We start from the raw sequence: 20,113 nt of genomic DNA, 5'->3' as shown, positions 1-20,113 counted from the left end.
CCGGGCCCGGCGGGCGGGGCCGGTCCGTCCACGGACCCGTTCCGGTGCGGTCTGCTCAGTGGAACGGGTCCGTAGCCGGATCGGACCGCTCCCCCGAAGCTCGGGGCATGTTCCGACGGCAGCAGGAGGTCACGCACCATGACGACGAGTGAGGGCCCGCCCGCCTCCACGAGCACCGGTCGCCCCGGCCGCGGACCGGCCGGGCAGCCCGGCCGGCAGGACTGGTCGTCGTGGCCCCACTACGACGGTGCGGCGGCCGGCTTCCGCGGCTACTGGTACCCGGTCACCTGGTCCAGCCACATCACCGGCAAACCCCTCCCGTTCACGATCTGCGGTGAGAAGATCACTCTGATCCGGGACGGCGGCACGGCGTACGCGCTGCACAACCGGTGCCCGCACCGCGGGGTGCCGCTCTCCGAAGGCGACCAGCAGTTTCCCGGCACGGTCAGCTGCCCCTACCACGGCTGGACGTTCGACCTGCCCACCGGAAAGCTGTGCGCGGTCATCACCGACGGCCCCGGATGCCGGCTCACCGGCAAGGTCGGAGTGAGGACGTACGCCGTCGAGGAGCGCCTCGGCATGGTGTGGGTCTACGTCCCCGTCGCCGACGAGGACCCCCACCCGATCGACGAACAACTCCCCGAAGAACTCGTCTCGCACGGCTTCGTCATGGGCGGCCGGATCGAACCTCGCGGCGGCAACTGGCGGTTCGCCTGCGAGAACGGTTTCGACGAGGGGCACGCCAAGTACCTGCACCGCACCGCGCTGTGGCGGCTGTTCAAGCCGATGCCGACCTGGAACATCACCCGGATCGTCCCCCGGGGACGCTGGATCTACCGGGTCCAGGACGAGGTCCACTGGGAGGCCGAGTTCCCCGGTGTGGGCCGCTGGTCCAACAAGCGCTGGTGGAAACTCCAGCCGCCCAAGGAGACCTTCAACCTCGGCAACACGGGCAAGTCGGACAAGATCGATCCGACGATCGAGGCCCAGGAGTTCCCCGGCTTCGCCTCCCTCGCGATGCCGGGCGTGCTGCGCATCGCCTATCCCAAGTTCATCCACTACGAGTTCTACGTCCCGGTCGACGCGGACAACCACCGCTACGTGGGTGTGATGGTCAACTTCACCGAGGGCTGGGAGACGCTCAGGTTCTACGCCAAGTACCTGGGTGCCGTCCGCTGGCTGTTCCACGGCCAGTTCTCCGGCCAGGACGCCTGGATGGTCGACGTCACCGACGCCCCTCCGGAGAAGCTCTACCGCCCCGACATCTCGCTGACCGCGTGGCGGAACCTCAGCGAGGAGGAGTACGCGAAGAAGCTGGCCGCGGCCGGGGCCCCGCCCGCTCCTTCCGCTCCTTCCGCCGATTCCGCCGATGCCACCGGTCCCGCCGACGCCGGTAACGCGAAGAAGGGCTGATCATGGGCCGCACACTGCTCACCCTGCTGGCCGGGGCCGCCATCGCCGTGGCGCTCCCCCTGGCCAAGAAGCGCTTCGCGCGCACGACGATGACCCAGGTCCACAGGATCAACCCGTGAACGACCACACGGCGGCCGGTCTGGCCGGGCTTGACGGCCGGCGCAGGGCCTGGGCGGAGGAGGCCTGGAGGCACGTCAGCGGCGACCGGCTGCGAGAGCTGATCATCGGGCTGGTCGGCATCCCGAGCCCGACCGGCGACGAGGGGCCCCTCGCGGCCCATATCGCCGGCACGCTCGCCGCCTCCGGATGCTCCGCCGCCGTGCAGCCGCTCGACGACCGGCAGGCCAACGCCTGGGCCCGGCTCGACGGCGACGGAACCGGCCCTGACCTCATGCTCTACGCGCCCATCGACACCCTGACCGTGGGCGAGGAGAGCGAGGACCTTCCGTGGATCGGGCCGGAGTTGCGGGACGACATGCGGCCGCGGGCCACCGTCTACGACGATCTGGTCACCGGGCTGGGCGCCTCCAACCCCAAGGGCCACGCGGCGTGCGTGATGATGGCCGCCGAGGCCATCGCCCTCGCGGGCATCCCGCTCACCGGCGATCTCGTCGCCGCGTTCGGCGCGGGCGGCATGCCCACCAACGCCAGGCCGGGCTCCACCCGGTACAACACCGGCCAGGGCGTGGGCTGTTCGTTCCTGCTGGAGCAGGGCGTGTGGACCGACTACGCGGTGATCGCCAAACCCGGCTGGACGGTCTCCCACGACGAGGTCGGCCTCGTCTGGTTCGAGATCACCGTCCACGGCACCCACACCTACGTCGGATCCCGGCACCGGCTCCCGTACGACAACGCCATCGCCCGGGCCGGAGAGGTGGCCCGGCACCTGGAGGAGTGGTTCGCCGAGTACGCCGACCGCCACACCGGCGGCACGGTCGCACCCCAGGGCATCGTCTCCTCCGTACGCGGCGGCTGGCCCCGCATGGCGGCCGTCACTCCGGCCGTGTGCACCCTGATGGTGGACCTGCGCATCGCGCCCGAGACCACACCGACGCAAGCCAGGCGGGAGTTCTCGGCCGCGCTGGACGCCCTGCGCGCCAAGGTGCCGGGGCTCGACGTCACCGCCCGTATGGTGCTGGCCGTCCCCGGGACGCGCACCGACCCGCGCAACTGGGTCTGCCGCAGCGCGACAGCGGGCTGGGAGGCCTTCGAAGGGCGCGGACACGAGGCGATCCGCGGCAACAGCGGCGCCACCGACGCCAACATCCTGCGCGGCCGTGGCATCCCCACCGTGCGGGTCGGGATGCCCAAGGTCGCCGACGCGGAGGCACCGTTCGAGATCGACTTCGCCCGAGGCATGAACACCGTCTCCGTACGGGCCATGGAGAAGCTGACGCGCCATCTGATCCGCACGGCCGTCGACACGGTCACCCGCACGCGCGCCGAGGTGGAAGGAGAGCCGTCATGACCGAGATCGTCCTGGGCGTGGGTGCCTCGCACAGCACCCTGATGAACACCCACTGGGAACAGACCCTCCACAAGGACCGCGCCGAGCGGTTCCGCGACGCGCTGGGGGAGGCGCGCGACGCACTCGCCGCGGCCCGCCCCGACACCGTGCTCCTCGTCGGCTCCAACCACTTCCGCGGCTTCTGGCTGGACCTCGTCCCCGCTTTCACCCTCGGCGTCGGCGAGTGCCTCGCGAGCGGCGAGTCCGGCACCCCGAAGGGACCGCAGCCGGTGGACGTGCCGCTCGCCCGGCACATCGCGGCCGCCCTCGTGGAGGGCGGCCGTTTCGACCCCGCGTACTCGGCCAGGCTGCAGATCGACCACGGCCAGTCGCACGCCATCCAGTACCTCCTCGACGGCCTCGACGTGGAGCTCGTCCCCCTCGTCGTCAACGTGTTCGCCCCTCCGCTGCCCACGCTCGCACGCTGCGAGGAACTGGGCCGCGCGATCCGGGAGGCGGTCCTGGCGTTTCCCGGGGACCGCCGCGTCGCGGTGATCGGCTCCGGCGGGCTCTCGCACCGGCTGCCCTGGCCGGACTGGCGCGATCCGCACGGCGACGACGAGGAGTTCATGGTCGGCGCCTGGCTCAACGGCCGGGACAACTGGCAGGACTACGACGCCCGCCGCCGCCAGATCATCCGCGCCGCCGAGGCCGCGCTCAACCCCGGCTTCGACGACGAGTTCCTCTCCCTCGTCGAGAAGGGCGAGACCCACCGCGTCACCCGGCTCACCACCGAGGAACTGGAGAGGACGGCCGGCAACGGCGCACAGGAAGTACGCGCCTGGCTGCTCATGGCGGCCCTGCTCGACCACGCCCCCGGCCGGCGCCTCGCCTACGAGCCGATGCCCGAGTGGCTCACCGGGATGGCCGTCGCCGTCCTGAACCCCGCACAGACGAACACCGGAAGCTGAAAGGCAGCCATGAGCATCTGGACCGAACTGATCGGCGTCGACTACCGGCACACCTACGTGGAGACCGGGGGCTTCAGGACCCGTGCCCTGCAGGCCGGACCCGAGGACGGCGAGCACGTGGTGTTCCTGCACGGCACGACCGGCCACCTGGAGGCCTTCGTACGGAACATCCCGGCGCACGCCGGGCGCTACCGCTGCCACGCCATCGACATGCTGGGCCACGGCTACACCGGCAAGCCGGACCGCCCCGGTGAGATCCCCGCGTACGTCGAGCACCTGATGTCCTATCTGGACGCCGTCGGCGCCGAGCGCGTCCACCTGGTCGGCGAGTCGCTGGGCGGCTGGGTCTCGTCCTGGGCGGCGAGCGAGTACCCGGACCGCGTCGCCTCGCTGCAACTGCTGTGCATGGGCGGCACGAAGATCAACCCGAAGGTGATGGAACGGCTGAAGACCTCGACGCGGGCCGCCGCGCTGGAAGGTGACGTCTCCTTCACCCGCGAGCGGCTCGAACTGCTCTGGGCACACTGGGACGAAGATCTCGGCGAGGAGCTGACACAGGTCCGCTACGGCATCTACCACCACCCCGACTTCCAGGCCAACCTGGGCAATCTGCTGGCCCTCCAGGAAGCCGGGGCCCGCGAGCGCAATCTGCTCCGGCCGGACCGGATGGCGCGGATCAAGGCGCCGACGCTGGTGGTCTGGGGCAACAAGAACCCGCTCGGCGACGTACCGGAGGCCGAGGCCATCGCCGCCGCCATCCCCGGCGCCCGCCTGGAGGTCTTCAACGAGTGCGGGCACTGGCCGCAGCACGAGAAGGCCGGCCTGTACAACCCGCTGAGCCTGGCGTTCCTGGCCGAGGCACGGTAACGGCTGTCCCGTGGCCCGGGCCGGGTTCCGGCCCGGCTCACCCCGAATTAACACCCCGAGGCATGGCCTGATCGAGCTGTGCGTGGTTCTGTGGAGGGCCAGATTCAGCCAAATACCGCGTTCTGAGGAAGGCAACGGATTGATCGGGAGGTTCTTCATATGAGCGTCACCTCGGTTGGCCGCGCCGACGCCCCATCCCTCGCACCCGACCCACCCGACGAATCCGTCCCCGGCATCGTGTCCGGTGTCCCGGCCCAGGCGGCCCGTGCTGGTGCGCCGGCCCGGGGCTCACGCCCGGCCCCGGCACAGGCCCCGGCCCCGGCTCCGGCACAGGCCCCGGCTCCGGCACAGGCCCCGGTTCCGCGTGCGGTACCGGCATCGATTCCGCGATCGGCCCCTCCCGCTCCGTACCCCGACCCGATGAACTCGGTACTCGGCAAGGTCAGGCCCATTCTGGAGGCGTTCACCCCCGAGGACGACGTCCTCTCCCTCGCCGAACTGGTGCGCCGTACCGGGGTCGCCAAGGCCACCGTGCACCGGCTCGCGCAGGAACTGGTGGTGTGGGGCCTGCTGGAGCGGTCGGGCTGTGACTACCGGCTCGGGCTGCGCCTGTTCGAGATGGGCCAGCGGGTCCACCGGCAACGCATCCTGCGCGAGGTCGCCCAGCCGTACATGGAGGACCTCCTGCTCGCCACCCAGGAGACCATCCACTTCGCCATCCACGACAGCCTGGACGTGGTGTACCTGGAGAAGATCTTCCCGCACCGCGGACTGAACGAGGAGTCCCGGGTGGCGGGCCGGCTGCCGCTGTACTGCACGGCCACCGGCAAGGCGATCCTCGCCTTCTCTCCGAGCGCGCTCTTCGTCGACGTGGTCAGGAACGGCCTGAAACCGTTCACCCGGCACACGGTCACCTCACCGGGCCGGCTGCGGGCCCAGCTGGAACGGATCCGGTCGGAGGGCGTCGCCACCGAGGCCGAGGAGATCCGGCTCGGGTACACGAGCATGGCGGTGCCGGTCTTCGCCGGCCGTTCCGCACTCGTCGGCTCGCTCTCCATCACGGCCCCGACCTATCGCATGGATCCCACCGGGCACGCCGGCGCGCTGCGCGCGGCCGCCCTGGGGATCAGCCGGTCGCTGCGGTGAGCGCGGTCCTCCAGGAGGTGCTCACCCGGGCCCGGACACTGATCGGGCAGTGGGAGAGCGAGGACTGCGGCGTCCTCGCCGTGAAGGACTTCTGCCGCTACGCGGCGGCCCTCGACGACCTCGACTACATCCACACGGCCCGCGCACAGGAGGCGGCCGGGGAACCCGTCGTCGCTCCCGCGCTGTTCCTCGCCGGGACGATGAGCTGGGAGGACGGCCCGGCGGAGGACGAGCTGCGCCCGGACGGGCTGGCCGCGCGCGAGTCGCCCTGCACGGACGGCCTGCCGGTGCGGCAGGTGCACGGAGGACAGTCGGTCCGGCTGGGCCGGTCCCCGGTCGCCGGGATGCCGGTCACCGCGGCCCGGTCGCTCGTCTCGGCCGACCACCGGCACGGCCGGTCCGGCGAGTTCGTGCTGCTCGGCGTCACCACCCGATTCACCTCGCGGGACGGAGCCGAACTGATGACGGTGGACGAGACGATCATCGTCCTGGACGGCGTCCCGGACGACACGGATCAGAAGGGAGCGGGCGTATGACGGCGGCCGTCCCTGTCGCCGGGCAGCCCTGCGCGCCGCGCACCCACTCCCACAGCAGGGTGCGGCTCTTCCGGTTCAGCGCCGTTTCCTGGAACTCCCACCGCATCCACTACGACGCCGAGTACGCGGCCCTGGAGGGCTTCCCGGACGTGGTGGTGCAGTCCACGCTGCACGGCGAGACTCTCGTCCGGTACGCGCTGGAGTGGGCCGGGCCCGGCGCCGCCCTGGAGTCGGTGAGCTGGCGCAACCGGGCCACCGCCGTGGCCGGTGAGCGGCTCACCTGGTCCGCGACGGTGCGCACGGTCGAGCCCTGCGACGAGGGCGTCCGGGTGACGCTGGACGTCGCCGTCCACAAGGAGGACGGCGTCCCCTGCGTCACCGGGCACGTCGGACTCACCTGGCGTGCCGCTCGTACCAGCCCTTCAGCAGGGTCGTCCCCAGCTCCGGCGACTTCTCGATCAGCTTCTGCCCGACCAGGAAGGCGGCGATCCTCCGGGACTCGGTGACATCCGTGTCGTCGATGCCGCGGGCGGCGAAGGTGATCTCCGGCAGCACCTTCGCCGTCTGGTCCGCAGGCAGCGCGACCTGCCGCTCGGAGGCCTCCGCCGCGGCGGCGGGATCGTCGGTGACGAGCTTGTCCGCCTCGGCGACCACCTTGAAGACCTTTCCCGCGACGTCTTCGTTGTCCTTGAGCCAGCTCTGGTCGGCCAGCAGCCACTGCACGTACGTCACCCCGAAGTCACCGGTGCGCCCCGCGATGTGACCGCCCGCCGCGTCACCCCGGGCCGCCCACGGCTCGAAGAGGATGTAGGCGTCGATCGAGCCCTGCTCCAGCATGCCCGGGATCTCCGGCGGCGAACTCTCCAGGATGTCCACGGACTCCGGGTCGACGCCGTTGTGCTTCAGGTACTGGTGCGTCGCGTAGAGACCGAGGCCGCCGATCGACGCCATCTTCCTGATCTGCTCCGGGGAGTCGACGCCGTCGCGCAGGACGACCTTGAGGTAGCGGTCGGAGGACTGGAAGACGCCCAGGGCCCGCAGACCGGGATCGGCGACCATCAGCGGCAGCGCGGTGGAGTCGGCGTTGGCCGCCATCTGCGCCGTGCCCGCGGTGACCGCCTGGGAGGCCGCGGGACCGCCCTCGGTCTTCACGAGTTCCACGTTGACGCCCGCCTTCTCGAACATGCCACGCTCCACGGCGAGATAGAGGGGCGCGTAGGAGGCGTCCACCCCGAGGGCGAGCCGGACCGTCGGCGCTCCCGCGGACGACACCCCCGTCGAGTCGGTGCTGCCGGCCGTACAGGCCGTGGTGAGGACCAGTGCCGTGCAGGCGGCGGTGAGCGCGGAACCCCTGGTGCCGCGGCGGGACCTGTCGTTCGTGTGCATCTTCATCCTCCCAGGGCGGGGAATGGCGAGCGTGGGGTGCTGGTCCTCCGACCCTTCCAGGGCCGGCCCGTCGGCATAAGCGCGGCGTCCTGCTCACCGGAACGAACTCATTGGGCGGTACCGGGGCCCTCCCTAGCCTCCGGGCATGAGCGTTCTTTCCGACGTGCCGGTGACCCAGGACGAGTCGTCGCGCCGCATCGAGACCGACGTCCTGATCATCGGCGCCGGGCCCGCGGGCCTCTACGGCACCTACTACGCGGGCTTCCGCGGGCTTCGGGTCGCGGTCATGGACGTACTGCCCCAGTGCGGCGGCCAGATCAGCGCGATGTACCCCGAGAAACCCATCTTCGACATCGCCGGGTTCCCCTCGGTGCGCGGCCGTGACCTGGTGGACAACCTGGTCGCGCAGGCCGAGCCGTACGGGCCGGTCCACCTCCTCGGCCAGCGTGCGGCCGAACTGTCCCACGACGCGGACGGCCGGCCCGTCGTCCGCAGCGACCAGGGGACCGAGGTCCGCGCCGGGGCCGTGGTGATCACCGGGGGAGTGGGCACGTTCACCCCCCGGCCACTGCCGGCGGGGGAGGCTTTCCTCGGCCGCGGCCAGCTCTACTTCGTGGCGCGCCCCGCCGACCACACCGACCGGGACGTGGTGATCGTCGGCGGCGGCGACAGCGCCTTCGACTGGGCGGTGACCCTCGCCCCCGTGGCCCGGTCCGTCACGCTCGTGCACCGCACCGACCGCTTCCGCGCCCACCGCGCCACCGTGGAGAAGGCGCGCGGCCTCGGCATCGATATCCTCACCGACTCCGAGGTGAGCGCCCTGCACGGCACCGCGCACGTCGAACACGTGGAGATCCGGCACCGGCTCGACCGGACCACCCGCCTGCTGTCCGCACAGACCGTGGTCGCGGCCCTCGGCTTCAAGGCCGACCTCGGCCCGCTCCAACACTGGGGCCTGACGCTGCGGGCACGCCGTATCGCCGTCGACACCCGGATGGCCACCAACATCCCCCGCGTCTACGCGGCGGGCGACATCACCGACTACCCGGGCAAGGTGCGCCTCATCTCCGTCGGCTTCGGCGAGGTCGCCACCGCGGTCAACAACGCCGCCACCGTCATCGACCCGGAGGCCCAGCTGTTCCCCGGGCACTCCACCGAGAAGGAGAACTGAGATGGCCTACGTCATCGGGTCGGCCTGCGTCGACATCATGGACCGGTCCTGTGTCGAGGAGTGCCCGGTCGACTGCATCTACGAGGGTGCCCGCAAGCTGTACATCAACCCCACCGAGTGCATCGACTGCGGCGCCTGCGAGATCGCCTGCCCCGAGCAGGCCATCACGGTCGACCGGAAGGCGGACCCCGGACACCGCGAGGACAACCAGCGGTTCTTCGACGTGGTGCTGCCCGGCCGGAGCGAGCCGCTCGGGACACCGGGCGGCGCGAGCGGAGTCGGCCGCGTCGACGCCGACTCCCCGCTGATCGCGAAGGTGGACGCATGACGGCCCGCGAGGTGCTCGAGACCCCGCCCGGCGTGGCCGAGGCCGCCGACACCCTGGCCGAAGCCGCCCGCACGGGCAGGGCCTGCCCTCCCGTACGCTCCCTGCTCCCCGAGGGCGACATCGACACCGCGTACGCCGTGCAGCGGGTGAACGTCGAGCGAGGGCTCGCCGCCGGACGGCGGATCGTCGGCCGCAAGATCGGCCTGACCTCTCCGGCCGTGCAGCGCCAACTCGGTGTGGACCAGCCCGACTTCGGAGCGCTCTTCGCCGACATGGCGGTCCCCGAGGCGGGAGTGGTGGCCGCCGGACGGCTGCTCCAGCCCAAGGTGGAGGCGGAGGTCGCGCTCGTCCTCGGCGCCGGTCTGCCACACACCGAGTGCACGGTGGCCGACGTCCTGCGGGCGGTCGACTTCGCGCTGCCCGCGCTGGAGATCGTGGACAGCCGGATCGACGGCTGGGACATACGCCTCGTCGACACCGTCGCAGACAACGCCTCCAGCGGACTGTTCGTGCTCGGCTCCACGCCCGTACCCCTGTCGGGCCTGGACCTGCGCGGCGTCCGGATGACGATGACCCGGGGCGGCGAGGCCGTCTCCGAGGGCACCGGCGCCGACTGCCTCGGCAGCCCGCTCAACGCCGCGGCCTGGCTCGCCGCCACGCTGGCCGGCATGGGCGATCCCCTGCGGGCCGGAGACGTGGTGCTCACGGGAGCGCTCGGGCCCATGGCGGTCGCCGCCCCCGGCGACCGGTTCGAGGCACGGATCAGCCAACTCGGCCGGGTGGCGGTCGAATTCGCGGCAGAGGGAGAGGGACTGTGAGTACCCGTACCAAGGTGGCCGTCATCGGCTCCGGCAACATCGGCACCGACCTCATGATCAAGGTGCTGCGGCTGTCGGACAGCCTGGAGATGGCGGCGATGGCCGGGATCGACCCGGACTCCGACGGCCTGGCGCGCGCACGGCGTCTGAAGGTCGCCACCACCCACGGGGGCGTCGAAGGGCTCGTCGGGCTGGACGAGTTCGCCGACGTCGGCATCGTCTTCGACGCGACCTCGGCGGGCGCCCACCGTCACCACGAGCAGGTGCTGCGCCCGCTGGGCCGCACCCTCGTCGACCTGACCCCGGCCGCCATCGGCCCCTATGTCGTCCCCCCGGTCAACGGCGACGCCCGCCTGGACGCCCCGAACGTCAACATGGTCACCTGCGGCGGGCAGGCCACGATCCCGGTCGTCGCGGCCGTCTCGGCGGTGACCCCGGTGCACTACGGCGAGATCGTCGCCTCCATCGCCTCGCGCTCCGCCGGCCCCGGCACCCGGGCGAACATCGACGAGTTCACCGAGACCACCGCCCGCGCCATCGAGCGGGTCGGCGGCGCCTCCCGGGGCAAGGCGATCACCGTCCTCAACCCGGCGGAACCCCCGCTGATCATGCGGGACACCGTGCACTGCCTGGTCTCGGAGTGCGACGAGGCGGCCGTCACCGCCTCCGTCGAGACCATGGTCGACCGGGTCCGGGCCTACGTGCCGGGCTACCGGCTCAAGCAGCGGGTGCAGTTCGACCGGATCGCCGCCGACGACCCGCTGCGCGCGCTGGTCCCCGCCGGCAACGACGCGTCGAGGGTGTCGGTGTTCCTCGAGGTCGAGGGAGCCGCCCACTACCTGCCCGCCTACGCCGGAAACCTCGACATCATGACCTCGGCCGCGCTGCGCACCGCGGAACGCATGGCCGCCCACCACGCCCGACAGGGGGCCACCGCATGACAGCCGAACTGTACGTCCAGGACGTCACCCTGCGCGACGGCATGCACGCCGTCCGGCACCGCTACACCGTCGAGCAGGCCCGCACCATCGCCGCCGCCCTCGACGCCGCCGGCGTGCGCGCCATCGAGATCGCCCACGGTGACGGCCTGTCCGGCTCCAGCATCACCTACGGCGTCGGCGCCCACACCGACTGGGAGTGGATCGAGGCCGTCGCCGACGCCGTGCACCGGGCCGTCCCCACCACCCTGCTGCTGCCCGGCATCGGCACCCTGCGCGACCTCGAGCAGGCCCACACCCTCGGCATCCGCTCCGTACGCATAGCCACCCACTGCACCGAGGCGGACATCGCCGCCCAGCACATCGCCGCCGCACGGGAACTGGGCATGGACGTCGCCGGGTTCCTGATGATGTCCCATCTGGCCGAACCCGCCGAACTGGCCCGCCAGGCCCGCCTGATGGAGTCCTACGGCGCCCACTGCGTGTACGTCACCGACTCCGGTGGCCGGCTCACCATGGACGGCGTACGCGACCGCTTCCGCGCCTACCGCGACGTCCTGTCCCCCGACACGGAGCTGGGCATCCACGCCCACCACAACCTCGGCCTCGGCGTGGCCAACAGCGTCGTCGCCGTCGAGGAGGGCGTCACCCGTGTCGACGCCTCGCTGGCCGGTCAGGGCGCGGGTGCCGGGAACTGCCCGCTGGAGGCGTTCGTCGCGGTCGCCGACCTGATGGGTTGGACGCACGGCTGCGACCTGTTCCCGCTCATGGACGCGGCGGACGACCTCGTACGCCCCCTCCAGGACCGCCCCGTACGCGTCGACCGCGAAACCCTCACCCTCGGCTACGCGGGCGTGTACTCCAGCTTCCTGCGCCACGCCGAGACCGCCGCCGCCCGCTACGGCCTCGACACCCGCACCATCCTCGTCGAGGTGGGCCGGCGCGGCATGGTCGGCGGCCAGGAGGACATGATCACCGACATCGCCCTCGACCTGGTGGGGGAGGGGCGGGCATGACGGCGCCGGGCATCCCCCTCCGGGTCGGCGTCCGCGTCCCGCCCTGCGACCGCGCGGACCGGGTGGCCGAGACCGTACGGCGAGCGGAGCGGCTCGGCTTCGACGACGTCTGGTTCCCCGATTCCCAACTGCTGTGGCGGGACGTGTTCACCACCCTGACCGCCGCCGCCCTGGGCACCGAGCGGATCGGTCTCGGCACCGCGGTCACCAACCTGGCGACCCGGCACCCGGCCGTCGTCGCCTCGGCCGCCCGCAGTGTCGCGGAACTCGCCCCCGGCCGTTTCACTCTCGGCCTCGGCGTGGGCAACAGCTCCGTCGGACCGATCGGCCTGCGCCGGACCACCCGTGCGGCGATGCGGGACGGGCTCGGCATGCTGCGCGCCCTGCTCGACGGCCGCGAGTGGGAATTCCCGGCCGCCGAGCGCACGGTCCGTTCCCGGCTGCGCGATCCACGCCCCGAGGTTCCGCTGCACCTGGCCGCGAGCGGGCCGAAGAACCTGCGGCTCGCCGGGGAGATCGCCGACGGTGTGATCCTCCTCAGCGGGGTCTCACCGAGAACCCTGGAAGGAGCGACCGCGCGGGTGTGCGAGGGCGCCGAGGCGGCGGGCCGGAACGCCGCCACCATCCCCCTGACCGTCTCCGCGTTCTGCGCGGTGACCGACGACATCGAGACCGAGGCCCGGCTGCTCAAGCCCATCTGCGCGTCGATCGCCCAGAACGGCGGCGCGCCCTTTCTCGCCCTCGCCGGAATCGACGTCCAGGTGCCCGCCACGGTCGGCGGGGTCTACCCGGACCTCGTGCACGCGGAGGACTGGGACGCCGCCGTCGACATCTGCTCGGCATGGATCAGCGATGAGGCGGCCCTCCGGTTCGCCGAGGAGTTCTGCCTGTTCGGTACCGCCGAGCAGATCACGGAACGCCTCCGCGCCCTGCGCACCACCGGCGTCACCGGGGTGTTCCTCCAGCACGTCGGCTCCTACGACCCTCCCACGTGCCTGATCGAGGCGGTCTGCACCTCCGTGCTGCCGGCGTTGTCCCGGACCACTGAAGCGAAGGCGGAACACCGATGACCGCACCGATGAAGGCACCGATGACGGACACCGTGCGCAAGGGCTATGTCCCCAGCCCCTTCGGGCAGTTGCACTACGCGGAATGCGGCGGCGCGGGAGACGAGCCCGTGCTCATGCTCCACCAGACCCCGCGCTCGTGGACCGAGTACCTCCATGTGCTGCCGCGCGTCGGCACCGCACGCCGCGCCGTCGCCATGGACACCCTGGGCTTCGGCGCCTCCGCGAAGCCCGACGGACCCCACTCGATCGAGCGTTTCGCCGACGCCGCCGAGGCCTTGGCCGACGCACTCGGACTGGAACGCTTCCACCTCGTCGGCCACCACACGGGCGGCGTGATCGCCGTCGAACTCGCCGCGCGCCTGGGGGAGCGGGTGGCGAGCCTCCTGCTCTCCGCCACACCGTTCATCGACGAGGAGAAGCGCCGCACGGCGGCGGAGCGCAAGCAGGTCGACCACGTCGACCCCAGGCCCGACGGCTCGCACCTGCTGGAGCTGTGGAACCGGCGCCGCGACTTCTACGCGAGCGGGGAAGAGGCCGCCCTCACCCGGTTCATGGTCGACGCGCTGACCGTTCTGGACCGGGTGGAGGAAGGCCATGTGGCGGTCCGGAGTTACGCGATGGACCAGCGGCTGCCCGGCGTCACCGCCCGCACCCTCGCCGTCTGCGCCCCCGGCGACCACTACTCCCTGCCCGCCCTGGAGAGGTTCGCCGCGGCTCTCGGCTGCGAGACCCGCGTCCTGTCCGGCGGCCACGTCCCCGTCCCCGAGCAGCTGCCCGCGGAGTTCGCCGAGATCGTGCTGGAATGGTCCGCCCGAGCCTGAACCGGGCCCGGGCGGACCGACTCCCGTCGCATCGGGTGCCGTCACTCCAGGCCGATGCGAGCACCGGGCCCGAGCGGCAGATCGAACCCGTAGAAGATCCCCAGGATCGTCAGCCACACCACCAGGAACGGCACCGTGAAGATCGACAGCCGGGCGATGAGCGTGCCCAGCCGCGCCTCCGGCTCGTACCGGCGCAACAGCGCCAGGAGCAGGAAGACGTACGGGTTCATCGGCGTGATGATGCCGGTGGCCGAGTCGCCGATACGGAAGGCGGCCTGGCTGAGGGCCGGGCTCATACCGAGGAGCATGAACGCCGGGACGAACACGGGCCCGACCAGCGACCACAGCGCGGACCCGGACACGACGAACAGGTTCAGACAGGCCGCCAGGAGGACGAACGCCACCAGCGCCCAGAAACCGGTCAGGCCGATGGAGTCCAGGCCCGCCGCGGCCTTCACGGCGAGCAGGATGCCCACGTTGGACCAGTTGAACAGGGCGATGACCTGCGCGGCGACAAACATGAGGACGATGTAGCCGGCCATGTTCCGCACGGAGTCGGACATGGCCGCGACCACGCTCTCCGAGCCGGACAGCGCCTTCACGGCGAATCCGTAGGTGAGCCCGGCCAGCAGGAACGCGCCGAACAGCACCGGAACGATTCCGGTGAGCAGCGGCGAGGGCACGAGCGCCCCGCCCTCGCCGCGCAGCGGGGCGCCCTCGGGCAGCCACAGGGACAGGACCGCGCCCGCGTAGAGGACGACGACGAGGGCGGTGAGCAGCAGCCCGCGGCGCTGGACCGGGGTGAGGGAGAGGTCCTGCTCGGGCTCGTCCTCGGCGGCCGTGGACGCGTCGTACGTGCCCAGGCGCGGTTCGAGGACGCGGCTGATGAGGAAGCCGCCGAGCAGTCCGAGGACGAGGCTGCTGGCCGCGGTGAAGTAGTAGTTGACGAGCAGGTGCAGGTCGAGGCCCTGGGCGGCCGGGAGGACCGCGGCCGCCTGCTGGGTGATGCCGATGTACAGGGCGTCCAGCGAACCGATGGTGAACCCTGCCGCGTAGCCCGCGCCGACACACGCGAAACCGCCGATCAGCCCGGCCACGGGGTGCCGTCCGGCGCTCTTGAAGACCACGGCGGCCAGCGGCGGCAGCACGATCGCGGCGACGTCGCTGATCATGTGCGCCTGGCAGGCGGTCAGCGCCACCAGGTACGGCAGCACCGCACGCGGCGCACGGGCCAGCGTGGCCCGCATGACGGTCTCGAGGAGCCCCGCCTTCTCCGCGACGCCCACCGCCATGATCATGAGAAGCACGGCGGCGATGGGCGGGAACGTGGCGAAGTTGGTGACCAGGTTCTCCGTCAGCCAGCGCATGCCCTCGCCGGTGAACAGCCCGGTGACGGCCTTCGTCTCGTCGGTGCCGGGCACGGTGACGGTCACGTCGGCCAGCGCGAGCGCGGTGGAGATGACGGCCAGGATCACGAACAGGCCGGTGAACAGGATGATCGGGTTGGGCAGCGCGTTGCCCAACCGCTCGATCACCGCGAGCACCCGGTCGATGCCGGTCGGCCGTTCGGAGCCGGGGGACGGGGACTGTTTGCCGGGCGCCGGGAGGTCGGTGGTTGAGGACATCAGGGCTGCCTTCCGGCCGGCGCCGCCGGCAGCAGAAGATCCTTCCGGACCACGCCGTCCTGGACGACACAGACGATGTTCGCCGGATCGCCGAGGACGCCGATGTCCGCCAGCGGATCGCCGTCGCAGATGACGAGGTCCGCGGTGCGGCCGGCGGTGAGGGTGCCCAACCGGTCGGCGACTCCGAGGAGCTCGGCGGAGGTGCGGGTTCCGGCGACGATGGCGGCCATGGGGTCCATGCCCAGGTCGACGAGATAGCCCAGTTCCATCAGGTTCACACCGTGCGGGCCGACGGCGGCGTCGGTGCCGAGCGCGATCCGGGCACCGTACTCGATGGCCCGGCTGATGTTCTCCTTGGTGACACCGGACCAGCGGGTCTTCTTCTGGTAGTGGTAGTCCGGCATCGTGTCCTTGTTGATGCCCGCGTACACGGTGGACAGCGTCGGCACGACGAACGTGCCCCGCTCACCCGCCATGTCCAGGGCCCGCTCGTCGAGCCCGTAGCCGTGCTCGATGCTGGTGACGCCGGCGCGGAGGGCGTTGAGGATGCCGGCGTTGCCCTGCGCGTGGGCGGCGACCGGCTTGCCGCCGTGGCGGCGCGCCTCGTCCACGACGGCCCGGATCTCCTCCTCCAGCAGGCCCTCGTCGTCGGGATCGTCGTAGGGGCTGCCCATGCCACCGGTGGCGCAGACCTTCACCAGGTCGGCGCCGTCGCGCAGCACCCGGCGCACGGCCAGCCGGGCCGTGTCGGTGCTGTCGGCGATCTCCGACATCCCGGCACTGAGATCGGTGCCGTCGGGCAGCCGTACGTCCGCGTGCCCGCCGGTGTGACTGATGATCCGCACGGCCGTGTGCAGCCTCGGCCCCACGACCCGGCCGCTCTCGACGGCCGTACGGAAGCCCGCCGACAGACCGCCCAGGTCACGGGCGGTGGTAACTCCCGCGTCCAGGGTCTGGCGCAGCCGGGCGGCCGTGTCCAGAGTGACCAGGACGGGATCGAGCTCCGCACGCCGGCTGGGCGGCGAGCCCTGAGCGTAGGCGAGGTGGACGTGGCAGTCGAAGAAACCGGGCAGGACGGTGCGGCCGCCCGCGTCGACCACGCGCGTGCCGGCCGCGTCCTCGTCCGCCGCGGGCGCCGTCGCGGCGGGGCCCGCGTAGGTGATGGTTCCCCGGGCATCGACGGTGACGACGGCGTCCTCGACGGGCGCGGTGCCCGAGCCGTCGACGAGCCGGGCGTGGTGGACCCGCAGGGCGGTCCGGGGGGCCTCCCGCGTCGTGACATGCGTGGTCATGGGGGTCCTGGGCGTCATAGGGTGCGCTCACTCCTCCGTGTCGGGAAACTCGGTGTCGGCAGCAGAGGAAGGGAGTGTGGAATGCGGAAGAAAACCTGGTGTGACAGTGCAGCTTTCTCGCCGGATTCTCTCGACGCGCGCAGAGAAGCGCCATCCATGGGAGTGCAGGAATATGCCACCGGTGGCCGGGTCACGGCGGCAGCCGACGACGAAGCCCCCGTGGATCTCGACGAACTCGACCGGGGGATCGTCCACGCTCTGCAGATCCACCCCCGCGCCCCGTGGACGCTCGTGGGCGAGGTGCTCGGCGTCAACCCGGTCACCGCCGCGCGCCGTTGGCACCGGCTCCAGGAGGCGGGCCTGGCGTGGGTGACCGCCTACCCCCGGCTGTCCAACACACGGATCGTGGTGACCGGGGTGCTCGAGGTGGACACCGAGCCCGGCCTCGCCGAGGATGTGGCCGACGCCCTCGCGGCGAACCCGTCGGTGGCGAACATCAAGCTCACCGCGGGCGGCCGGGACCTGGTCGTCGCCGTACAGGCCCGCAGCCTGGACGAGCTGGCGCGCTTCTCCACCCTGCTGTTCCAGCGGACGCCGGGAGTACGGGCGACGCGTACGCACGTGTCGACCGGCGTCCCGGCCGAGGGCAGCCGATGGCGGCTGCGCAGCCTGGACGAGGCCCAGAGCGCGGCCATCGAGGCGGCGGTCCCACCGGCCCACGAGCCCGCGCACGCGGCGGAGGCCCGCGGGGACACCCTGGACGCGCACCTGCTGGCACTGCTGAGCATGGACGGGCGCATGTCGCTGCGCGACCTGTCGGCGGTGACCGGAGCGAGCCTGACCACGGTGCGCCGCCGACTGCAGTCGATGCTCGGGTCCCGGCTCGTCCTGCGCTGTGACCTGGCCCGCCCGCTCTCGGGCTGGCCGCTGTCCGCCGTGTACTTCGCCTCCGTACCGGGCCAGTACGTGGAGGAGACGAGCCGGGCGCTCTCCGGGGTCCGTGAGGTCCGCTCGTGCGCGATCACGGCGGGCCCGCACAACCTGGTCATCGACGTCTGGCTGCGCGACCTGCGCGATGTGCACGCCTTCGAGGCCCATCTGTCGCGCAAGCTGCCGCACCTCACCGTCGCCGACCGCTCGGTGGTGCTGCGCACCGTCAAGCACATGGGGCGCCTGCTCGACCACGACGGCCGTTGCGTCGGGGCCGTACCGCTCCGGTATCCGGAGGGACCGTGGCCCGCCGTCGCACCCGTCACCTGAGCGATCCGGCGCTCAGAGCAGCCCGTCCTCCAGCCGCTGGATGTGCGTCATCAGTTCCGCCGCGGACGCCTTGATGGTGTCCAGTCCCGCCCGACCCCAGCGCCGGGGCTCGGTGTCGACCACACAGACGGTGCCCAGGGCCAGCCCCGTACGGTCGATGAGCGGCGCTCCCAGATAGGAACGGACACCGGTCTCGTCCACCAGCGCGTTCGTGGCGAAGCGCGGGAAGTCCCGCACGTCCTCCAGGACCAGGGCCTTCCGCCGTACCACCACGTGCGGGCAGTAGCCCAGGTCGCGCCCCAGCGACCTGGCGTCCCCCGCGCCGCGCGGCGTATGGAGTCCGGCGAAGAACTGCAGTTCCTCACCGATGAAGTTGACCATCGCGTACGGCGCGCCGGTCAGCTCCGCCAGCCGCCGGGCGAAGGCGTCGAAGGCGGGCTCGGGCCGCTCCCCGAGCCCGAGCCGGCGCAGCCGCGCCACGCGGTCCGGCGCCTCCCGGTCGACGGGGGTGAGCAGCAGACGGCCGATCGGATCGTATTTCATGCGCGGGCTCCGTTACGCCGGGCCGGCCGGCTCGTTGGCCGGCTCCATGGCCGGTGCCGAGGTAATCAGATGCTGGACGAGAGTGACCAGGGTGTGGATGCCGGAACTGGCGATGCGGGCGTCGCAGAGCACGATCGGTACCCCGGGATCCAGGTCCATGGCGGCCCGGACCTCCTCGGGACCGTATCGGTACGCCCCGTCGAACTCGTTGACGGCGACGATGAACCCGATGCCGCGCTGCTCGAAGAAGTCGACCGCGGAGAAGGAGTACTCCAGCCGCCGGGTGTCGGCCAGCACGACCGCGCCGAGCGCGCCCCGGGACAGCTCGTCCCACATGAACCAGAAGCGTTCCTGACCGGGGGTGCCGAAGAGGTAGAGCACGTGCCGGTCGTCCAGGGTGATCCGGCCGAAGTCCATGGCGACCGTGGTCGACGTCTTCGCCTCGACACCCGTCAGGTCGTCCGTGGCGGCGCTGACCTGGGTCAGCAGCTCCTCCGTGTTGAGCGGCGCGATCTCACTGACGGCCCCCACGAAGGTGGTCTTGCCGACCCCGAAGCCGCCCGCCACCAGGATCTTCAACGCGGTGGGAAAGGGCCGGCCGACGGCACCGGCGGCGCCGTCGGAGGACTCAGAGCTGTCGTCGTAGGCCATCGAGCACTGCCTCCAGCAGGAAACGGTCGGTGGGGTTGTCGAAGCTGTCGGGCGGCCGTGTGGTGATCGCGCCGCAGGCCATCAGGTCGGAGAGCAGGACCTTGGTGACCGTCACCGGCAGTTCCAGGTGCGCCGCGACCTCCGCGACCGAGAGGGGCCCCCGGCACAGGTCGACGGCCTCGGCGTGTTCGGGCCCGAGGTGCGGCGGCGGCGCGGTGCCGGTGGCCCGCACCAGCGTCAGCAGGTCCAGGGCGGTGGCCGGCCGGGTCCGGCCGCCGCTCACGGTGTACGGGCGGATGAGCCGGCCGGCCGCTTCGTCCAGCCAAGGCCCCTCCGTGGGGACCGGCACGCTCACCGCCTCGGGAGACCCGGTGCGGCGCCGGGCCCGCCCGGCGCGCTTCCCACGCCCTGCCGCAGCGGTGTGGCCAGGTACGGTCGTACGCTCTTGACCAGCATCGCCATCTCGTAGCCGAGCACCGCCGCGTCCGCCTCGCTGTCCGCCAGCACGGCGAGACAGGTGCCGGAGCCGGCGCTGGAGACAAACAACAGCGTGGAGTCGAGCTCCACCACGACCTGGCGGACCTCGCCGCCGCCGCCAAAGCGGACGCCGGCGCTGCGGCCCAGGGAGTGGAGTCCGGAGGCGAGGGCGGCCAGGTGGTCGGCGCTGTCCGGGGCCAGCCCGTGCAGGGACCTGACGAGCCCGTCGGCGGAGAGCAGCACGGCGCTGCGGGTGTACGGGACGCGCTGGACGAGGCCGCTCAGCAGCCAGTCGAGGTCGGAGACGTGGCCGGTCGGCAGTTCGCTCGCCATCGTG

The 20,113-nt window shown here is 71.9% G+C and carries 22 protein-coding genes; 15 read left to right on the top strand and 7 right to left on the bottom strand.

Annotated elements, in window-relative coordinates; all coding sequences use genetic code 11:
* Positions 1-138: 138 nt before the first annotated feature.
* The 7 genes from IG02_RS0102660 to IG02_RS38630 all read left to right on the top strand — a co-directional run bounded on the left by IG02_RS0102660 (position 139) and on the right by IG02_RS38630 (position 6,886).
* Positions 139-1,413, top strand: a complete 1,275-nt coding sequence (locus tag IG02_RS0102660) for an aromatic ring-hydroxylating oxygenase subunit alpha (protein ID WP_030741202.1) — start codon at positions 139-141, stop codon at positions 1,411-1,413.
* 115 nt (positions 1,414-1,528) lie between these two features.
* Positions 1,529-2,881 (top strand): M20 family metallopeptidase, encoded by a 1,353-nt coding sequence (locus tag IG02_RS0102650; protein WP_030741199.1) that lies wholly within the window; start codon positions 1,529-1,531, stop codon positions 2,879-2,881.
* The gene (locus tag IG02_RS0102645; protein ID WP_030741196.1) at positions 2,878-3,831 is read left to right on the top strand and encodes a catechol 1,2-dioxygenase; all 954 of its coding nucleotides are present in this window, start codon (positions 2,878-2,880) and stop codon (positions 3,829-3,831) included. The genes IG02_RS0102650 and IG02_RS0102645 overlap by 4 nt, the downstream gene beginning before the upstream one ends.
* Positions 3,832-3,840: 9 nt before the next feature.
* Complete coding sequence (locus tag IG02_RS0102640; protein ID WP_030741193.1) at positions 3,841-4,698, top strand: alpha/beta fold hydrolase; 858 nt, start codon at positions 3,841-3,843, stop codon at positions 4,696-4,698.
* Positions 4,699-5,118: 420 nt separating this feature from the next.
* Positions 5,119-5,844 (top strand): IclR family transcriptional regulator, encoded by a 726-nt coding sequence (locus IG02_RS0102635; RefSeq protein WP_078854122.1) that lies wholly within the window; start codon positions 5,119-5,121, stop codon positions 5,842-5,844.
* Positions 5,841-6,380 (top strand): FAS1-like dehydratase domain-containing protein, encoded by a 540-nt coding sequence (locus IG02_RS0102630; RefSeq protein ID WP_030741189.1) that lies wholly within the window; start codon positions 5,841-5,843, stop codon positions 6,378-6,380. Before IG02_RS0102635 ends, IG02_RS0102630 begins: the two co-directional genes overlap by 4 nt.
* Positions 6,377-6,886, top strand: coding sequence for a MaoC/PaaZ C-terminal domain-containing protein (locus IG02_RS38630; protein WP_234314573.1), 510 nt, complete (start codon positions 6,377-6,379; stop codon positions 6,884-6,886). Before IG02_RS0102630 ends, IG02_RS38630 begins: the two co-directional genes overlap by 4 nt.
* Here the strand turns inward: IG02_RS38630 and IG02_RS0102620 are convergent.
* Positions 6,774-7,766: an ABC transporter substrate-binding protein gene (locus IG02_RS0102620; protein WP_030741184.1), complete on the bottom strand. Its 993-nt coding sequence runs from the start codon at positions 7,764-7,766 to the stop codon at positions 6,774-6,776. The two genes, IG02_RS38630 and IG02_RS0102620, sit on opposite strands and share 113 nt — an antisense overlap.
* 145 nt (positions 7,767-7,911) lie before the next feature.
* On the opposite strand from IG02_RS0102620, the gene IG02_RS0102615 reads away from it, so the two are divergent.
* Genes IG02_RS0102615 through IG02_RS0102585 form a run of 7 tightly spaced genes read left to right on the top strand, consistent with a single transcriptional unit; the run spans position 7,912 to position 13,928 of the window.
* A complete protein-coding gene (locus tag IG02_RS0102615; RefSeq protein WP_030741182.1) occupies positions 7,912-8,937 on the top strand; it encodes an NAD(P)/FAD-dependent oxidoreductase in 1,026 nt (341 codons plus the stop codon).
* A gap of 1 nt (position 8,938) precedes the next feature.
* Entirely contained in the window at positions 8,939-9,265 is a 327-nt protein-coding gene (fdxA, locus tag IG02_RS0102610; protein WP_030741180.1) for a ferredoxin, read from the top strand.
* Positions 9,262-10,083: a 2-keto-4-pentenoate hydratase gene (gene mhpD, locus IG02_RS0102605; RefSeq protein ID WP_030741177.1), complete on the top strand. Its 822-nt coding sequence runs from the start codon at positions 9,262-9,264 to the stop codon at positions 10,081-10,083. The genes fdxA and mhpD overlap by 4 nt, the downstream gene beginning before the upstream one ends.
* Complete coding sequence (locus tag IG02_RS0102600; protein WP_030741175.1) at positions 10,080-11,024, top strand: acetaldehyde dehydrogenase (acetylating); 945 nt, start codon at positions 10,080-10,082, stop codon at positions 11,022-11,024. The genes mhpD and IG02_RS0102600 overlap by 4 nt, the downstream gene beginning before the upstream one ends.
* On the top strand, positions 11,021-12,037 hold the full coding sequence (gene dmpG, locus IG02_RS0102595) for a 4-hydroxy-2-oxovalerate aldolase (RefSeq protein WP_030741173.1): 1,017 nt from the start codon (positions 11,021-11,023) through the stop codon (positions 12,035-12,037). The genes IG02_RS0102600 and dmpG overlap by 4 nt, the downstream gene beginning before the upstream one ends.
* Positions 12,034-13,107 carry an LLM class flavin-dependent oxidoreductase gene (locus IG02_RS0102590; protein ID WP_030741171.1) on the top strand — a complete coding sequence of 358 codons (1,074 nt, stop codon included), beginning with the start codon at positions 12,034-12,036 and terminating at the stop codon, positions 13,105-13,107. The genes dmpG and IG02_RS0102590 overlap by 4 nt, the downstream gene beginning before the upstream one ends.
* A gap of 20 nt (positions 13,108-13,127) precedes the next feature.
* On the top strand, positions 13,128-13,928 hold the full coding sequence (locus IG02_RS0102585) for an alpha/beta fold hydrolase (protein WP_030741169.1): 801 nt from the start codon (positions 13,128-13,130) through the stop codon (positions 13,926-13,928).
* Between the two features lie 41 nt (positions 13,929-13,969).
* Here the strand turns inward: IG02_RS0102585 and IG02_RS0102580 are convergent, their stop codons facing one another.
* A complete protein-coding gene (locus IG02_RS0102580) occupies positions 13,970-15,553 on the bottom strand; it encodes an AbgT family transporter (protein WP_030741159.1) in 1,584 nt (527 codons plus the stop codon).
* Positions 15,553-16,845 (bottom strand): metal-dependent hydrolase family protein, encoded by a 1,293-nt coding sequence (locus tag IG02_RS0102575; protein ID WP_051764330.1) that lies wholly within the window; start codon positions 16,843-16,845, stop codon positions 15,553-15,555. Before IG02_RS0102575 ends, IG02_RS0102580 begins: the two co-directional genes overlap by 1 nt.
* Positions 16,846-17,001: 156 nt before the next feature.
* Here IG02_RS0102575 and IG02_RS0102570 point away from each other — a divergent pair, with 156 nt between their 5' ends.
* Positions 17,002-18,105 carry an Lrp/AsnC family transcriptional regulator gene (locus IG02_RS0102570; protein WP_051764328.1) on the top strand — a complete coding sequence of 368 codons (1,104 nt, stop codon included), beginning with the start codon at positions 17,002-17,004 and terminating at the stop codon, positions 18,103-18,105.
* Between the two features lie 12 nt (positions 18,106-18,117).
* Here the strand turns inward: IG02_RS0102570 and IG02_RS0102565 are convergent, their stop codons facing one another.
* Genes IG02_RS0102565 through IG02_RS0102550 form a run of 4 tightly spaced genes read right to left on the bottom strand, consistent with a single transcriptional unit; the run spans position 18,118 to position 20,109 of the window.
* Entirely contained in the window at positions 18,118-18,648 is a 531-nt protein-coding gene (locus IG02_RS0102565) for a GAF domain-containing protein (protein ID WP_030741153.1), read from the bottom strand.
* Between the two features lie 12 nt (positions 18,649-18,660).
* Positions 18,661-19,299 carry a GTP-binding protein gene (locus IG02_RS0102560; protein WP_030741151.1) on the bottom strand — a complete coding sequence of 213 codons (639 nt, stop codon included), beginning with the start codon at positions 19,297-19,299 and terminating at the stop codon, positions 18,661-18,663.
* Complete coding sequence (locus tag IG02_RS0102555; RefSeq protein WP_030741148.1) at positions 19,277-19,648, bottom strand: DUF742 domain-containing protein; 372 nt, start codon at positions 19,646-19,648, stop codon at positions 19,277-19,279. Before IG02_RS0102555 ends, IG02_RS0102560 begins: the two co-directional genes overlap by 23 nt.
* Before the next feature lie 2 nt (positions 19,649-19,650).
* Positions 19,651-20,109 (bottom strand): roadblock/LC7 domain-containing protein, encoded by a 459-nt coding sequence (locus IG02_RS0102550; protein WP_030741145.1) that lies wholly within the window; start codon positions 20,107-20,109, stop codon positions 19,651-19,653.
* Between the last annotated feature and the right edge of the window lie 4 nt (positions 20,110-20,113).

This window comes from Streptomyces sp. NRRL F-5135 (assembly GCF_000719775.1).
Lineage (GTDB): Bacteria > Actinomycetota > Actinomycetes > Streptomycetales > Streptomycetaceae > Streptomyces > Streptomyces hebeiensis.
This window is presented reverse-complemented; position numbering and strand designations above follow the sequence as displayed.

Excerpts from the sequence above, each read along its gene's own strand:
- IG02_RS0102660 (WP_030741202.1), top strand. The coding sequence starts at position 139 with ATGACGACGAGTGAGGGCCCGCCCGCCTCCACGAGCACCGGTCGCCCC.
- IG02_RS0102645 (WP_030741196.1), top strand. The coding sequence starts at position 2,878 with ATGACCGAGATCGTCCTGGGCGTGGGTGCCTCGCACAGCACCCTGATG.
- IG02_RS0102640 (WP_030741193.1), top strand. The coding sequence starts at position 3,841 with ATGAGCATCTGGACCGAACTGATCGGCGTCGACTACCGGCACACCTAC.
- IG02_RS0102635 (WP_078854122.1), top strand. The coding sequence starts at position 5,119 with ATGAACTCGGTACTCGGCAAGGTCAGGCCCATTCTGGAGGCGTTCACC.
- IG02_RS38630 (WP_234314573.1), top strand. The coding sequence starts at position 6,377 with ATGACGGCGGCCGTCCCTGTCGCCGGGCAGCCCTGCGCGCCGCGCACC.
- IG02_RS0102620 (WP_030741184.1), bottom strand. The coding sequence starts at position 7,766 with ATGCACACGAACGACAGGTCCCGCCGCGGCACCAGGGGTTCCGCGCTC.
- IG02_RS0102615 (WP_030741182.1), top strand. The coding sequence starts at position 7,912 with ATGAGCGTTCTTTCCGACGTGCCGGTGACCCAGGACGAGTCGTCGCGC.
- fdxA (WP_030741180.1), top strand. The coding sequence starts at position 8,939 with ATGGCCTACGTCATCGGGTCGGCCTGCGTCGACATCATGGACCGGTCC.
- mhpD (WP_030741177.1), top strand. The coding sequence starts at position 9,262 with ATGACGGCCCGCGAGGTGCTCGAGACCCCGCCCGGCGTGGCCGAGGCC.
- dmpG (WP_030741173.1), top strand. The coding sequence starts at position 11,021 with ATGACAGCCGAACTGTACGTCCAGGACGTCACCCTGCGCGACGGCATG.
- IG02_RS0102590 (WP_030741171.1), top strand. The coding sequence starts at position 12,034 with ATGACGGCGCCGGGCATCCCCCTCCGGGTCGGCGTCCGCGTCCCGCCC.
- IG02_RS0102585 (WP_030741169.1), top strand. The coding sequence starts at position 13,128 with ATGACGGACACCGTGCGCAAGGGCTATGTCCCCAGCCCCTTCGGGCAG.
- IG02_RS0102580 (WP_030741159.1), bottom strand. The coding sequence starts at position 15,553 with ATGTCCTCAACCACCGACCTCCCGGCGCCCGGCAAACAGTCCCCGTCC.
- IG02_RS0102575 (WP_051764330.1), bottom strand. The coding sequence starts at position 16,845 with ATGACCACGCATGTCACGACGCGGGAGGCCCCCCGGACCGCCCTGCGG.
- IG02_RS0102570 (WP_051764328.1), top strand. The coding sequence starts at position 17,002 with ATGGGAGTGCAGGAATATGCCACCGGTGGCCGGGTCACGGCGGCAGCC.
- IG02_RS0102565 (WP_030741153.1), bottom strand. The coding sequence starts at position 18,648 with ATGAAATACGATCCGATCGGCCGTCTGCTGCTCACCCCCGTCGACCGG.
- IG02_RS0102560 (WP_030741151.1), bottom strand. The coding sequence starts at position 19,299 with ATGGCCTACGACGACAGCTCTGAGTCCTCCGACGGCGCCGCCGGTGCC.
- IG02_RS0102550 (WP_030741145.1), bottom strand. The coding sequence starts at position 20,109 with ATGGCGAGCGAACTGCCGACCGGCCACGTCTCCGACCTCGACTGGCTG.